Source organism: Herbaspirillum chlorophenolicum (genome assembly GCF_001189955.1).
Taxonomy (GTDB): domain Bacteria; phylum Pseudomonadota; class Gammaproteobacteria; order Burkholderiales; family Burkholderiaceae_D; genus Herbaspirillum; species Herbaspirillum chlorophenolicum.
The window spans coordinates 18,204-32,277 of the sequence record NZ_LFLT01000027.1 but is presented as its reverse complement, the minus strand read 5'-3'; the positions used below and the strand labels follow the sequence as shown (position 1 = coordinate 32,277).

At 63.5% G+C, this 14,074-nt stretch carries 17 protein-coding genes; 11 read left to right on the top strand and 6 right to left on the bottom strand.

Annotated features, from left to right (window positions below):
* Nucleotide 1: 1 nt before the first annotated feature.
* Together AKL28_RS16110 and AKL28_RS16105 are read left to right on the top strand one after the other, a co-directional pair.
* Complete coding sequence (locus AKL28_RS16110) at nucleotides 2–379, top strand: 2Fe-2S iron-sulfur cluster-binding protein (RefSeq protein ID WP_141839018.1); 378 nt, start codon at nucleotides 2–4, stop codon at nucleotides 377–379.
* Nucleotides 380–407: 28 nt separating this feature from the next.
* Nucleotides 408–1,352: a catechol 2,3-dioxygenase gene (locus tag AKL28_RS16105; protein ID WP_034303239.1), complete on the top strand. Its 945-nt coding sequence runs from the start codon at nucleotides 408–410 to the stop codon at nucleotides 1,350–1,352.
* Between the two features lie 48 nt (nucleotides 1,353–1,400).
* Here the strand turns inward: AKL28_RS16105 and AKL28_RS16100 are convergent, their stop codons facing one another.
* Nucleotides 1,401–2,306 (bottom strand): LysR family transcriptional regulator, encoded by a 906-nt coding sequence (locus tag AKL28_RS16100; RefSeq protein WP_050469173.1) that lies wholly within the window; start codon nucleotides 2,304–2,306, stop codon nucleotides 1,401–1,403.
* 152 nt (nucleotides 2,307–2,458) lie between these two features.
* Between AKL28_RS16100 and AKL28_RS16095 the strand changes: the two genes are divergently transcribed.
* From AKL28_RS16095 to AKL28_RS16055, 9 genes are read left to right on the top strand one after another with little or no spacing between them, the layout of a single operon-like run.
* On the top strand, nucleotides 2,459–2,890 hold the full coding sequence (locus tag AKL28_RS16095) for a GlcG/HbpS family heme-binding protein (protein WP_034303235.1): 432 nt from the start codon (nucleotides 2,459–2,461) through the stop codon (nucleotides 2,888–2,890).
* A 23-nt stretch (nucleotides 2,891–2,913) separates the two neighbouring features.
* Complete coding sequence (locus tag AKL28_RS16090) at nucleotides 2,914–4,368, top strand: 2-hydroxymuconic semialdehyde dehydrogenase (RefSeq protein WP_050469172.1); 1,455 nt, start codon at nucleotides 2,914–2,916, stop codon at nucleotides 4,366–4,368.
* 2 nt (nucleotides 4,369–4,370) lie between these two features.
* Nucleotides 4,371–5,153 (top strand): 2-oxopent-4-enoate hydratase, encoded by a 783-nt coding sequence (gene dmpE / locus AKL28_RS16085; RefSeq protein WP_034303231.1) that lies wholly within the window; start codon nucleotides 4,371–4,373, stop codon nucleotides 5,151–5,153.
* Nucleotides 5,154–5,199: 46 nt separating this feature from the next.
* On the top strand, nucleotides 5,200–6,111 hold the full coding sequence (locus AKL28_RS16080) for an acetaldehyde dehydrogenase (acetylating) (RefSeq protein WP_050469171.1): 912 nt from the start codon (nucleotides 5,200–5,202) through the stop codon (nucleotides 6,109–6,111).
* Between the two features lie 16 nt (nucleotides 6,112–6,127).
* Entirely contained in the window at nucleotides 6,128–7,159 is a 1,032-nt protein-coding gene (gene dmpG / locus AKL28_RS16075; protein ID WP_034303227.1) for a 4-hydroxy-2-oxovalerate aldolase, read from the top strand.
* Nucleotides 7,156–7,944: a 2-oxo-3-hexenedioate decarboxylase gene (dmpH, locus tag AKL28_RS16070; RefSeq protein WP_034303225.1), complete on the top strand. Its 789-nt coding sequence runs from the start codon at nucleotides 7,156–7,158 to the stop codon at nucleotides 7,942–7,944. The genes dmpG and dmpH overlap by 4 nt, the downstream gene beginning before the upstream one ends.
* Nucleotides 7,945–7,967: 23 nt before the next feature.
* Nucleotides 7,968–8,159 carry a 2-hydroxymuconate tautomerase gene (locus AKL28_RS16065; protein WP_034303223.1) on the top strand — a complete coding sequence of 64 codons (192 nt, stop codon included), beginning with the start codon at nucleotides 7,968–7,970 and terminating at the stop codon, nucleotides 8,157–8,159.
* Nucleotides 8,160–8,161: 2 nt separating this feature from the next.
* On the top strand, nucleotides 8,162–8,998 hold the full coding sequence (locus AKL28_RS16060; protein WP_034303221.1) for an alpha/beta fold hydrolase: 837 nt from the start codon (nucleotides 8,162–8,164) through the stop codon (nucleotides 8,996–8,998).
* Nucleotides 8,999–9,045: 47 nt separating this feature from the next.
* Entirely contained in the window at nucleotides 9,046–10,173 is a 1,128-nt protein-coding gene (locus tag AKL28_RS16055) for an MFS transporter (RefSeq protein ID WP_231602464.1), read from the top strand.
* 225 nt (nucleotides 10,174–10,398) lie between these two features.
* On the opposite strand, the gene AKL28_RS24520 is transcribed toward AKL28_RS16055, so the two are convergent.
* Genes AKL28_RS24520 through AKL28_RS16035 form a run of 5 tightly spaced genes read right to left on the bottom strand, consistent with a single transcriptional unit; the run spans nucleotide 10,399 to nucleotide 14,073 of the window.
* Nucleotides 10,399–10,572 carry a hypothetical protein gene (locus AKL28_RS24520; RefSeq protein WP_156226364.1) on the bottom strand — a complete coding sequence of 58 codons (174 nt, stop codon included), beginning with the start codon at nucleotides 10,570–10,572 and terminating at the stop codon, nucleotides 10,399–10,401.
* Nucleotide 10,573: 1 nt separating this feature from the next.
* Nucleotides 10,574–12,133 (bottom strand): hypothetical protein, encoded by a 1,560-nt coding sequence (locus AKL28_RS16050; RefSeq protein WP_156226363.1) that lies wholly within the window; start codon nucleotides 12,131–12,133, stop codon nucleotides 10,574–10,576.
* Nucleotides 12,048–12,620 carry a hypothetical protein gene (locus AKL28_RS16045; protein ID WP_050469169.1) on the bottom strand — a complete coding sequence of 191 codons (573 nt, stop codon included), beginning with the start codon at nucleotides 12,618–12,620 and terminating at the stop codon, nucleotides 12,048–12,050. Before AKL28_RS16045 ends, AKL28_RS16050 begins: the two co-directional genes overlap by 86 nt.
* Nucleotides 12,617–13,666, bottom strand: a complete 1,050-nt coding sequence (locus AKL28_RS16040) for a baseplate J/gp47 family protein (protein ID WP_050469168.1) — start codon at nucleotides 13,664–13,666, stop codon at nucleotides 12,617–12,619. Before AKL28_RS16040 ends, AKL28_RS16045 begins: the two co-directional genes overlap by 4 nt.
* On the bottom strand, nucleotides 13,663–14,073 hold the full coding sequence (locus AKL28_RS16035; RefSeq protein ID WP_050469167.1) for a phage GP46 family protein: 411 nt from the start codon (nucleotides 14,071–14,073) through the stop codon (nucleotides 13,663–13,665). The genes AKL28_RS16040 and AKL28_RS16035 overlap by 4 nt, the downstream gene beginning before the upstream one ends.
* Nucleotide 14,074 lies beyond the last annotated feature (1 nt).

Below are 14,074 nucleotides of genomic sequence, written 5' to 3'. Positions count from 1 at the left end.
CATGGGAACCCTGACGACAACCGAAGGGCTCGACGCGGCGGCTTGCAAGCACACGGTGCGGGTCCGCGAAACCGGCGAAACCTACCAGTGCGGCAGCAGCGAAACGATCTTGCAGGGCATGGCGCGCATCGGCCGCAAATGCATTCCGGCGGGCTGCCTGAACGGCGGCTGCGGCGTGTGCAAGGTGGCGATCCGCGCCGGCGAGGTCCACAAGTCGGGCGCCATGAGCCGCGCCCACGTAACCGAGCAGGAAGAAGCAGCGGGCGTGGTGCTGGCATGCCGCGTGGTGCCCGACTGCGAAGTGGAGCTGGAAGTGGTGGGTAAGATGAAGAAAGCCTTCCTGCGTTCGTCAGCGGCGCCAAACGAGCAAAACCGATAGCAACCGAATTACAAAAAAGGAGACAGAAATGGGTGTCATGCGGATAGGCCACATCAGCATCAAGGTGATGGACATGGCGGCATCGGTGAAGCATTACGAAAACGTGGTCGGCATGAAGACCACCCACACCGACGCCGAGGGCAATGTGTACCTCAAATGCTGGGACGAGTGGGACAAGTATTCGGTGATCCTGACGCCATCGGACCAGGCGGGATTCAACCATGTGGCGTACAAGGTCGAGCGCGACAGCGACCTCGATGCGCTGGCCGAGCGGATCGGCGCGCACGGGATCGCGGTCGAGCACCTGGCGGCAGGCAGCCTGCCCGACTGCGGGCGCATGCTCCGGTTTGCCATGCCCAGCGGGCACGAGATGCGCCTGTTTGCGCAGAAGGAATGCGTCGGCACCGACGTCGGCTCGACCAACCCCGACCCTTGGCCGGACGACGTGCGCGGTGCCGGCGCGCACTGGCTCGACCACTGCCTGCTGATGTGCGAATTCGACCCCGCCAACGGCATCAACAAGGTCGCGGAAAACACCCGGTTCTTCATCGAGGCGCTCAACTTCTTCCAGACCGAGCAGATCACGGTGGGACCGGACGGCGCGTTCCAGCTGGCGTCGTTCCTGTCGCATTCGAGCAAGCCGCACGACATTGCCTTCGTCGGCGGCGAGCGCGCCGGCTTGCACCACCTGTCGTTCTTCCTCGATTCGTGGCACGACATCCTGAAGGCGGGCGACATCATGGCCAAGAACCGGGTGCGGATCGACGTGGCGCCGACGCGCCACGGCCTCACGCGCGGCGAGACGATCTACTTCTTCGACCCGTCGGGCAACCGCAATGAGACCTTTGCGGGGCTCGGCTACCAGGCGCAGCGCGACAAGCCGGTCGTGACCTGGACCGAGGACCAGGCCGGGCGCAGTATCTTCTATCACACCGGGGTATTGGAGGAGAGCTTCACGACTGTTTACACCTGACCAGGACGGAGGCACGCGTGGGCACGAGCACCCACGCGTTGCACGGGTCTACTCGGTCACCAGCTTGATCTTGCGGCTGCGTACCTTGCGTACGATGTCGAGAAACCCCATCAGCGCCGGCGAGGCATTGTCCGCGCGGTACACGCAGCTCAGGTCGACCTTCGCCTCCGCCGAGCGCAGCGGGTGGTAGCGCACGCCGGGCAGCTGCAGGTTCACCGCCGATTCCGGCACCACCGCCATCCCCAGCCCGGCCGACACCAGCGCAATGCAGGTCATCACGTCTTCCACCTCATGCACCACGTTGGGCGTCAAGCCCTCGTCGCGCAGCAGCGACACCACGTTGTCGGCAAAGGTCGGGCGCACGTTGTTGGGGAACAGGATCAGCGGCTGGTTGTTCAGGTCCCTGACCGCCAGCGTACGCCGCCGCACCAGCTCGTGGTCCTTGTGCATCGCCACGTACAGGCTTTCCATCATCACCGTCTCCACCACCAGCTCCTCCACCTCGGGGAACACGCGGTTAAAGCCGATGTCGAGCCGTTTCTCGCGCACCGCCTCGACCTGCTGGATCTTGGTCGTGTTCTGCAGCGAGATGACGATGTCGGGATGGGTCTTGCGCAGTTCGATCAAGAGGGTCGGAATCACGTTCAGGATCGCCGAGCCGAACACGCCGATGTCGAGCCGTCCCAGCTGCCCCTGGTGCGCCAGCCGCGTCTTGTTGGTGGCCTGGTCGGTAAGGTCGACGATCTTGCGCGCCTCCTCCAGGAACACCGCGCCGGCCGGGGTCAGGGCCACGCCGCGCGTGGTTCGCTCGAACAGCACCACGCCCATGCTCGCCTCGAGCTGCTGGATCTGGCGCGTCAGCGGCGGCTGTGAAATGTGCAGCCGGCCAGCGGCGCGCGTGAAATTGAGCTCGCTGGCGAGCACCAGGAAGTAACGGATCTGACGCAGGTCCATTGGAATTGACCGAGGAAGGAGACTGCAAAGTTATACCCCAGGCGCATCGATTGCGCAACGTAAAGCCATACCTATTCGGTATCAATCAAGACCTATTTAGTATTTTACAGAATGAAACGCGCTCCATAGGATCGTAGTCAAGGAGGCAGCACATGACACCAGGATCAGACCAGCAGGAATTTGGGTGGGAAGCGGCGCAGCGCGCCGCCGTGGGCGCGGTCCGCCACGCCGTCGAACTGGGCGTCAGGATCAATGTTGCCCTGGTCGATGCCGGCGGCAATCCACTCGCTTTCCTGCGCATGGGCGGTGCGCCGCTGCACTCGATCGGTATCAGCGAGGACAAGGCCTACACCGCGCTGAGCTTCGGTTTGCCGACCAGCCAGTGGGGCAAGGTGCTGGAGCAGGAGTCGGCCGCGCTGCGCCAGGGCCTTCCCCTGCGCCCACGGTTCGTGATGTTTGGCGGCGGGCTGCCGATCCGGGCCGGCGCTGCCGTGATCGGCGCGATCGGCGTCTCGGGCGCCTCCGAGGAACAAGATGAAGCATGTGCGCGCGCCGGCCTGGCCGCCGCGTCGCTCGAGTCGTAACCGCGAATCCAAGGACCTTACCAATGAAAGAAATACTTAACTTCATCAACGGCGAATTTGTCGCAACCACCGACTGGTTCGACAAGACGACCCCGTACGACGGCAAGGTGATCGCCCGCGTCGCGGCCGCCGGCAAGCCCGAGGTCGATGCCGCGGTACGCGCCGCCCGCAGCGCGCTTGACGGCCCCTGGGGCAAGCTGGCGGTCGCCGACCGCGTCGACATGCTGTACGCGGTGGCCGACGAAATCACCCGCCGCTTCGACGATTTCGCCGAAGCCGAAATGAGCGACATCGGCCAGCCGTCCCACTTCATCCGCCACGTCGACGTGCCGCGCGGCGCCGCCAACTTCAAGATCTTCGCTGACGTGGTCAAGAACGTGCCGTCCGAATTCTTCGAAATGGCCACCCCCGACGGACGCGGCGCGCTGAACTATTCGCTGCGCCGCCCGGTCGGCGTAGTGGCGGTCATCTGCCCGTGGAACCTGCCGTTCCTGCTGATGACCTGGAAACTCGGCCCGGCGCTCGCGTGCGGCAACACGGTCGTCGTCAAACCTTCCGAGGAAACACCGCAGACCGCCGCCCTGCTGGGCGAAGTGATGAACAAGGTGGGCATGCCGAAGGGCGTGTTCAACGTGGTCAACGGCTTCGGCCCGGACGCCGCCGGCGAGTTCCTGACCACCCACCCCGGCGTCAGCGCCATCACCTTCACCGGCGAGACGCGCACCGGCGCGGCCATCATGAAGGCCGCAGCGGACGGCGCCCGTCCTGTGTCGCTCGAAATGGGCGGCAAGAACGCCGCCATCGTCTTTGCCGATTGCGACATGGACGCTGCCATCGAAGGCACCTTGCGCTCCGCCTTTGCCAACTGCGGCCAGGTATGCCTGGGCACCGAGCGCGTGTACGTCGAGCGCCCGATCTTCGACGAATTCGTCAGCCGCCTGAAGCGCGGCGCCGAGAGCATGAAGCCCGGCCTGCCCGCCGACCCGGCCAGCAAAATGGGCCCCCTGATCTCGCAGGAGCACCGCGACAAGGTGCTGTCGTACTACCGCAAGGCGGTGGAAGAGGGCGCCACCGTCGTCACCGGCGGCGGGGTTCCGGACATGCCGGCCGCACTGGAAGCCGGCTCGTGGGTCGAGCCGACCATCTGGACCGGCCTGCCCGACAGCGCGGCGGTGATGCGCGACGAGATCTTCGGCCCGTGCTGCCACATCTCCCCATTCGACAGCGAAGAAGAAGTCATCCGCCGCGCCAACGACAACCCCTACGGCCTGGCCGCCGCGGTGTGGACCACCAACCTGCAGCGCGCGCATCGCCTCGGCGGCGTACTGGAAGCGGGCATCGTCTGGGTCAACTCCTGGTTCCTGCGCGATTTGCGCACGCCGTTTGGCGGCTCCAAGCAGTCGGGCATCGGGCGCGAAGGCGGCGTCCATTCGCTCGAGTTTTATACCGAACTTAAAAACGTGTGCATCAAACTGTGACCATGGACAAGACACTCATTACCCAGCTCGGCGACGAACTGTACCAGGCTCTGATTACGCGTTCGGTGATCGATCCGCTGACCGCGCGCCACCCCGAGCTGACGGTGGAACATGCCTACCGCATCCAGCAGCGCATGATCGAACGCCGGGTCGAAGCCGGCGAACGCATCATCGGCAAGAAGATCGGCGTCACCTCGCGCGCCGTGATGAACATGCTCGGCGTGTACCAGCCCGACTTCGGCTACATGCTCGACGGGATGATCTACAACGAAGGCGCGTCGGTGCCGATCGACACCCTGATCCAGCCCAAGGCCGAGGGCGAGATCGCCTTCATCCTCAAGAAGGACCTGATGGGCCCCGGCGTGACCAACGCCGAGGTGCTGGCCGCCACCGAATGCGTGATGCCGTGCTTCGAGATCGTCGACTCGCGCATCCGCGACTGGAAGATCAAGATCGGCGACACCGTGGCCGACAACGCTTCGTGCGGGGTGTTCGTGCTGGGCGACCAGGCGGTCGATCCGCGCAAGATCGACCTCTCGCTGTGCGGCATGGTCCTTGAGCGCAACGGCGAAATCATCGCCACCGGGGCCGGCGCCGCGGCCCTCGGCTCGCCGGTAAATGCGGTGGCGTGGCTGGCCAACACCATGGGCGCGCTTGGCATTCCGCTCAAGGCCGGCGAAGTCATCCTGTCCGGCGCACTGGCGGCGATGTTCCCCGCCAAGGCCGGCGACAGCTTCCGCGTCAGCATCGGCGGCCTTGGCGGCTGCTCGGTGCGCTTCCATTGACGTCCAGGACCTGGTTTTACCTAACGACTTTATCGGAGCATCTTCCATGAAAAAAATCAAATGCGCAGTGATCGGGCCGGGCAATATCGGCACCGACCTGCTGGCCAAGCTGCAGCGCAGCGCCGTGCTGGAACCGGTCTGGATGGTGGGCATCGACCCGGATTCGGACGGCCTAAAGCGCGCCCGCGAGATGGGCATCAAGACCACCGCCGACGGCGTTGACGGCCTGCTGCCGCACGTCATCGAAGACGGCGTGCAGATCGCGTTCGACGCCACCAGCGCCTATGTTCACGCCGAAAATTCGCGCAAGCTCAACGCGCTGGGCGTGCTGATGATCGACCTCACGCCGGCCGCGATCGGCCCGTTCTGCATCCCGCCGGTGAACCTGAAGACGTTGGTCGGCAAGAGCGAAATGAACGTGAACATGGTCACTTGCGGTGGCCAGGCGACGATCCCGATGGTGGCTGCGGTGTCGCGCGTGCAGCCGGTGGCGTACGGCGAAATCATCGCCACCGTCGCGTCGCGCTCCGCCGGTCCCGGCACCCGCAAGAATATCGACGAATTCACCCGCACCACGGCCGGCGCGATTCGCGACGTGGGCGGCGCAAAGGAGAGCAAGGCGATCATCGTGTTGAACCCGGCCGAGCCGCCGATCATCATGCGCGACACCGTGCACTGCATGACCGAGTCGGCGCCCGACGAGGAGCGCATCACCGCCTCGATCCACGCCATGATCGCCGACGTGCAGAAATACGTGCCCGGCTACAAACTGGTCAACGGCCCGGTCTTCGACGGCAACCGCGTATCGGTGTTCCTTGAAGTGGAAGGGCTGGGCGACTACCTGCCGAAATACGCCGGCAACCTCGACATCATGACGGCGGCCGCCGCCCGCACCGCCGAGATGTTTGCCGAAGAACTGCTGAACGGCAGCCTCACGCTCGAACGCGTGGCCGCCTGACCCAAGGAGAGAAGAGATGAACCTTAAAGGCCGGAAGATTATTTTGCATGACAATACGCTGCGCGACGGCATGCACCCGAAGCGCCACCAGATCACGATCGAGCAGATGATCGCGGTGGCCAAGGGTCTCGACGAAGCCGGCATGCCGCTGCTCGAGATCACCCATGGCGACGGCCTCGGCGGCGGCTCGGTGAACTACGGCTTTCCGCTGCATAGCGATGTCGAGTACCTCAACGCGGTGCTGCCGCACCTCAAGCGCACCAAAGTGTCGGCGCTGCTGGTGCCCGGCATCGGCACCGTCGACCACCTGCGCGCGGCGCACGACTGCGGCCTGCACACGGTGCGGGTGGCGACCCACTGCACCGAAGCCGACGTGGCGGAGCAGCACATCGCAGTGGCGCGCAAGCTGGGCCTCGACACCGTCGGGTTCCTGATGATGGCGCACATGAATACCCCCGAGAAGCTGGCCGGGCAGGCCAAGCTGATGGAGTCGTTCGGCGCCGAATGCGTGTACGTGACCGATTCGGCCGGCTACCTGCTGCCGGACGGCGTGACCGAGCGCGTGGCCGCGCTGCGCGCCGTGCTCAGGCCCGAGACCCAGATCGGCTTCCACGGCCATGACAACCTGGCGATGGGCGTGGCCAATTCGCTGGCCGCCGTGGAAGCGGGCGCGGTGCGCATCGACGGCTCGACCAACGGCCTGGGCGCGGGCGCCGGCAATACCCGGCTCGAAGTGTTCGTGGCAGTCTGCAACCGCATGGAGATCGAGACCGGCGTTGACCTGTACCAGATCATGGACGTGGCCGAAGACATCGTGCTGCCGATGATGGACCACATGGTGCGCATCGACCGCGACGCGCTGACCCTGGGCTATGCCGGCGTGTACTCGACCTTCCTGCTGTTCGCCAAGCGCGCCTCGGCGAAGTACGGCGTGTCGGCGCGCGACATCCTGGTGGAGCTGGGGCGGCGCGGCATGGTGGCGGGTCAGGAAGACATGATCGAGGACACCGCGATGACCCTGGCGCGCGAGCGGAGGATGGCAGCATGAATCTCGACCACGCAACCATCGTACGCCTCGCGCAGCACCTGGAAGACTGCGAGCTGGAGGCACGCGACACCACCAAGATCACTGAGGATTATCCGGGCATGGACTGGGACGACGCCTACGCGATCCAGGACGAGATAAGGCGCCGCAAGGTAGCGCGCGGCGGCAGGATCGTCGGCCTCAAGGCCGGCCTCACCTCGCACGCAAAGATGAAGCAGATGGGCGTCGAAATACCGGTCTTCGGGTTCCTGGCCGATTCCTTCGCGGTGCCGGACGGCGGCGAGTGCAAGGTGGCGCAGCTGATCCACCCGAAGGTGGAGCCGGAGATCGCCTTCGTCACCAAGCGCGCACTGAAGGGCCCCGGCTGCCACATCGGCGCGGTGCTGGCGGCGACCGATTTCGTCATGCCGGGGATCGAGGTCATCGATTCGCGCTACCGCGACTTCAAGTTCGACCTGAAGAGCGTCGTTGCGGATAACACGTCGGCAGTGCGCTTCGTGGTCGGCGGCCGCCCGGTCGCTGTGGGCGAAGTAGACCTGCGCACGGCCGGCATCGTACTGGAAAAGAATGGCGAGCCGGTGGCCTTCGGCGCCGGCGCGGCCGTGCTGGGCCACCCGGCCGCGGCCATCGCGATGCTGGCCAACCATCTCGGTGCGCGCGGCGAGGAAATCCCGGCCGGCAGCCTGATTCTGTCGGGCGGCATAACGGAAGCGGTGGCGGTGCAGGCCGGCGATTCGGTTTGCCTGCGGATTCAGGGCATGGGCAGTGTTGGCATGCGCTTCGTATAAAATACTTATCAAAGGAATTCATCATGCCGTTCGCTCAGATTTATCTGCTGGAAGGCCGGACCGAGGAACAGAAGCGCGCCGTCATCGAGAAGGTGACGCAGGCGCTGTCCGAGGCGGTGGGTGCGCCGAAGGAAAACGTGCGCGTCTGGATGCATGACGTGCCGAACACCAATTGGGGTATCGGCGGCGTCAGCGCCAAGGACCTGGGGCGCTGATCATGACGACCAATCCGAACCCAGAAATCGGCAAGACCGTCGTTGCCAACGGCGTCAAGACGAACTACCACGAGCAGGGCGAGGGAGCGCCGGTGCTGCTGATCCACGGTTCCGGCCCGGGCGTGACCGGCTGGGCCAACTGGCGCCTGACCATGCCGGCGCTGGCCAGACAGTTCCGCGTGCTGGCGCCCGACATGGTGGGCTTCGGCTACACCGAGCGCCCGGCGGGCGTCCAATACAACATGGACACCTGGGTCAGCCACATCATCGACTTCATGGACGCGCTGGGCATCGAGCGCGCGCACGTGGTCGGCAACTCGTTCGGCGGCGGGCTGGCGCTGGCGCTGGCGATCCGCGCGCCGCAGCGGGTCAACCGCCTGGTGCTGATGGGCAGCGCCGGCATCGCGTTTCCGATCACCGAGGGCCTCGACCGGGTGTGGGGCTACACGCCGTCGCTCGACAACATGCGTGGCCTGCTCGACGTGTTCGCGTACAACCGCAACCTGGTCAATGACGAGCTGGCGCGGATGCGCTACGAGGCGAGTATCCGGCCTGGATTCCAGGAAGCGTTTTCGCAAATGTTCCCGGCGCCGCGCCAGCGTGGCGTCGATGGGCTGGCGAGCCCGGTGGAAGCAATCCGCGCGCTGCCGCACGAGACCATGGTGGTCCACGGCCGCGAGGACAAAGTAATACCGCTGGAGAGCTCGTACCAGCTGTTCGGGCTGATTCCGAAATCGCAGCTGCACGTGTTCGGGCAGTGCGGTCACTGGACCCAGATCGAGCATGCGGCGCGCTTCAACCAGCTGGTTGGCGACTTTTTCGCCGAGGGGGAAGACTGACAGAAGTACCAGCTCATCAGGCGCCGGCGGCGGCCACCACGATTCCAGTGACGGCCATTCTGTGGCTGTCGCTGGCGGCGTTTTGCAGCGCGATGTCGTCGCGCGTGGCCGACGCCCAGCTGCCGAACCTGGCCAGCGAGTTCAGCGTTTCGCTGGGCGTGGCATCGGCGGTCATCACCTGCTTCGCCATCGCATGGGGTACGTCGCAGCTGTTCTTCGGCCCCCTGGGCGACCGCTTCGGCAAGTACGTCGTAGTCGGTTGGGCCTGTGTGGCCTGCGCGTTCACCGCGACGCTATGCGGGCTGGCGCCAAGCTTCCCGATGCTGCTGGGTGCGCGCCTGCTGGCGGGCGCCACTGCCGCCGCGACCATTCCCTTGTCGATGGCGTGGATCGGCGATGTGGTGCCTTACGAGCGGCGCCAGCCGGTCCTGGCGCGCTTCCTGCTGGGGCAGATTGGCGGCTTGTCGTCCGGCGTGATGGTGGGCGGACTGGCGGCCGACTACCTGGGTTGGCGCGCGCCGTTCTTTGGCATTGCGCTGGCGTTCGCCGCACTCTCGGTGGCGCTGCTGTCGATGAACCGGCGCCTGCCCGAGCGCGCGCGCCAGGTGCGCAAGGCGGAAGGCCACGCGGTGCGCCGCATGCTCGCCGAGTTTGGCCATGTGCTGTCCTCGCGCTGGGCGCGCGTGGTGCTGCTGACGGTGTTCGTGGAAGGCGCGTTCGTGTATGGCGCCTTCCCCTTCATTGCTTCGCACCTGCATCGCCTGCACGGGGTATCGCTGTCGAAGGCCGGCAGCCTGGTGATGCTGTTCGGACTGGGCGGGGTGCTGTTTGCGACGACCTCGGGCATGCTGGTCAGGCGCCTTGGGGAAGTGAGCCTGGCACGCTGGGGCGGGACGATTCTGGGTGCGGGCTTGTTGCTGGCGGCGCTGGCGCCTTCGTGGCCGTGGGCGATTCCCGGATGCCTGTTTGCCGGGCTTGGGTTCTACATGCTGCATAACACCTTGCAAATCAACGCCACGCAGATGGCGCCGGAACGGCGTGGCGCGGCGGTATCGGCCTTTTCGTCCTGCTTCCTGCTCGGGCAATCCGCCGGGATGGCATTGGCGGGGGCGCTGGTGGAGGGGATCGGTACCACGACGGTGATTGCGGCCGGCGCACTAGTAAAGCGGCTTTGAATTTCGGACAAAGCGCGTTTGAATCCCGGATGGGGAATATATAAACAAATTCAGTGAATTCGGGATGGCTTCATAGTCGTCGCTCCTGGTTCAAGCGAGCGAAATAGAAAATACGAACGGCACGCGCCAAACTGGCCCACCAGTTCACAAACACACAGGCGAAAAGCCCCGAGAGCAAGTCCAAGACCGCAAGGTGGAGGCTGGTCACGACCTGAACGAGAAGTGTCATTGCACAGCTCCCGAATTCAGGTCGGACGCAGGCAAGGCCGGCTCCAACTGGTTGCCGTTCGCCAGCCATGCCTGCACGGCCTGATAGTCGGAATTACCCGAATCCGAGGGTATCAGCATGCCATCGGACAGGCGCACGATAAATCCTGGGGTGACATATTTTTGATACATGCTATAGCTCCGCTGAAATGACAAACGTTGTGTTGTTGTAGGCATTGACAGAACCGTTGGTTGTACTCAACACCGAATAACGCAGCATGCGATTGCCCGCAGACGCCAGCACGGGCGTCTGGGCCTGAACCAAAGACCAAGCAATAGCAGGAATAGATGGGGTGGCCCGCATTTCGCATGGGAAGTCGCATTGCATGGTCCCAGCTTGCGACGTCGCGGCTGGCACTTGGGATGAAAGGAGAAGCGCGTTTGCGTTAACCACAAGAACGTAGCGCTGGACGTCGCTCAGTTCACTCGCCCTTGACTTAAATTCGAATGAGGTTGGAATTGTTCCCTCTTCCAGTTGTAATTCGGCGAACCAAAAATTCTTTAGAGCTACCGCACCGCACGCTATCTGCACCTCCACCTCAAGCCCGTTAGAACAATCGCCGAGCGCAATGCCGTCAGTCCAAGGTTTCAGTAAGATGCCCTGGCCGGAAGGAACAGCGACGGAGCCGCTGGTAGCGATAACTGCGGAGGAAGAAAATACGTCGCTGGCGTTCGGTTTGCGCAGAACCACGGTGTAAGGAACCGCCGCGCCGACATCATGCTGAACCCGCAACTGCAGCGTCGCTATCTGATTTTTCAGCTTTACCGCGTCAGCAGCTTCCATCCGGTAGCGCAGTGAAAGCTGGCCAGCTCCCGTTAGCGTTACGCCTGCCATCTTGATGGCCAGACCGGTGCGGCCAACGGGCGCGGCGGTATCCTGGCTCAGCGTTCCCGCTGTCACCGCTCCGCCAGATGCCCAACCCGCGTACAAGTCCACTTGCCCATACTGTGCAGCCGTGGTTAGCGATGGTGCTACGCGTGAGGATATCTGCGCGCTGCCGTTGATCAGCTTGTTGCGGCCTGTAACTGCACCGGCACTTCCTACGGCGGCCAGGAGCTGCGCAAACTGCACAGCGTGCGTGGATTTCACAGCAGGCGAGACCTGCTGCGCCCCGCTGGACGAGGATACGAGTACCCATGCGCCATTTCCACCATTCAACGTCGGCGAAATTATGAAAACGAACGTGGCGACCCCCTTGGCCAGCAACTCTCCACCTTGCAGCGCCAGAAGGCCACGTCCAAAGATCGGGCGCACGTCGATGCCGTCCGGCGCATATGTGGACGGGCCAGTGTTATCTGTAGCAATCGCAACCCGTTGGATGTAGCCATGCGCGGGCTGGGCGGTGAGTGGATACGGGTTCACGGCTGCGTAGGCATTTGCAATGCCGACATCAGCAAGTGTCGTGCTTCGCCGCGCTTCAATCATCCGCTCAATAGCTTTTCGCACCTGCGTGTTGTCGCCGACGCTTGGAACGATTCCCAACGCTTCCAAAATCCCTATCAGCTCCTCCTGGACGCCGTTGAACCAGTCCGCTGTAAATTCCGTTGGCGGCGTGTTCGTATCGCTGTTCTCCGCCACAAAACGGTGGTTGACATGCCCTGCGCCGTTAATTCTGTCCATACTGTCCCCCAGCTCCTGAAATATCTTCAAACCATAAAAAAACGTGTGCTTGCTTAAACGCGGATAGTGCATCCCAAAGCGGCTTGGGATCAACCACCGAGCGGTAATAGCGCACGCGGATGATGTAGCGGCTGCGATGGCCCCATAGCCCGTCGCCGATATGGCTACCGATACGGGCCGGGCCGAAAAGGTGCTCAACCTGGAGCAGGTCAATCGGGAACGTCTCTTCAGGGGCATCGTGGCTCCAGAGGCGATCTCCAATGTGGGAACCGATAACGGCGATCCGGCGCGGCATCGTTTCAGCCGTTCCAGCAATGGCCTCGCTCGCAATACGCCTGTATTCGTCAATGTGCCAGCTTGCCGCCTTTGGGCGATGTATCTCGATGGCCTGATCCAGGATGTCCTGGGCATCAGCATCGATCCTGGCCAGCTCCTGCGCCGTGGCCAGCATGATGTCGTCGCCTGTACTGCCTTCCGCCCATACCCAGGCATCGCCCTCGGGCAATAACGCCTTGAGGGCGTCAGCAAACTCGCGAGGCGAGTGAATTTTGATCTTCATGCCCACTCAATCGGCGACAGCACCAGCACTTCGCCCGCAGCTACGGCGATATCGGCGAGTGGGTACAGGCGGGTGTATTGCGTTGTGACGGTTGCGGCGGCGGCATCGATCTCGGCCAAGCCCAACACGGCTGTCTCGCTGGTTTCGGCCAGCACGGCGGCGTTTTCTGCGGCAGTGATCGCAGCACGATTCTGCGCAGTGTCGGCAGTCGGCAAGAGATCAATGCCAATAACGACTTGCCGCTTGAGCGGTGCGACAACGCGCCAGTCAGCCGTGGCCGGCGCAACAGTCGCCAGTTTGGCCGCAATGGCGTCGAGGATTGCCTGAGTCGGCAACCGGTCGGCCAGACCATTGCAGATCGGACGGACAATCACTGTTCCCAGGCCCAAGGTGTGAAGCTGCACCAGGGCTGTCGTGACGGAAGGATGCGCACTGCGAGCCCAGAATCGATAATCGGCTGGCCGGCCAGAACGAGCGCCATCGGTTACGACAACCTGCCATTCATCGCAGACTCGCGCCCGCCAGTCGTCGACCAGCTCATCAGGAGCGCCACCAGTGATGCCATTGCCGTCTATGGTCAATGTATTGGAACAACCTGGTACAGGGTCAATCAGCGTTAGCACCTGGCCGGCAATCAAATTGCCCTCTGTTCCAGTAGTCAGGCAGCGGACATGTACCGGCGTCGGATTGGCAGTGAGTTGGACGGCTTCCAGCACCGCATAATCGAGTCCGTTCGATTGGCCGCGAAGCTGCGTCCCGGCGAGTAGGGGCGTCTCGATTGTTCCTGTGGCCAGGACGAACCCGATAGCGTAAGTCGCATCGAGGCGTGGCACGTTGTAGAGTGCTGCCCAATCGTAGAGACGTTCCAGCTCGCAAGTGAGCGGCGAGCATTGGTCTGCGATCCAATCGAGATGGCCGTGCGCGCTGTGATTGCCTCGCGCCCAGGACTGAGAAAGAGGTACGCGCAGTACAGCCGGCATTGCGGCCAGGTCGGCTTCAATGCGGGCTTCTAATTCTTCGTAACTGGGGCGGACGTACTTGGTCACAGAGGGGCTCGCACAATGAATTTCACGCTATTATGTGAGCCGGTGACTTGAACAAAAACGCTGGAAACATTTCCCGATGGGTCGGGTACGGTGACCTCCTGGATAACGACATCGGTAAAGGCCGGATCGAGGTTCTTCAATCGCGTCTCGAAAATGTTCAGCGTCTCGCGCCTGGCCTTGTCGGTCAGCGGCTGGCGGCGGACGTGCCACAAACCGCTACCAGCCGCAGCGTCGGCCCAATAGCCGCGCCGGTTGAAGCGATCAGGTGCGCGATCGACCGGCGCTTCCGCATCGGTGTACAGCTCCGCATAGATGACCGTGGCCACCGCTGCATCCGCATCTTGCAATGCCGGATCATCGTAGGCCAGGTCAAAGCTGCCATCGTCTTTTCGTATGAGTTTGAGCATG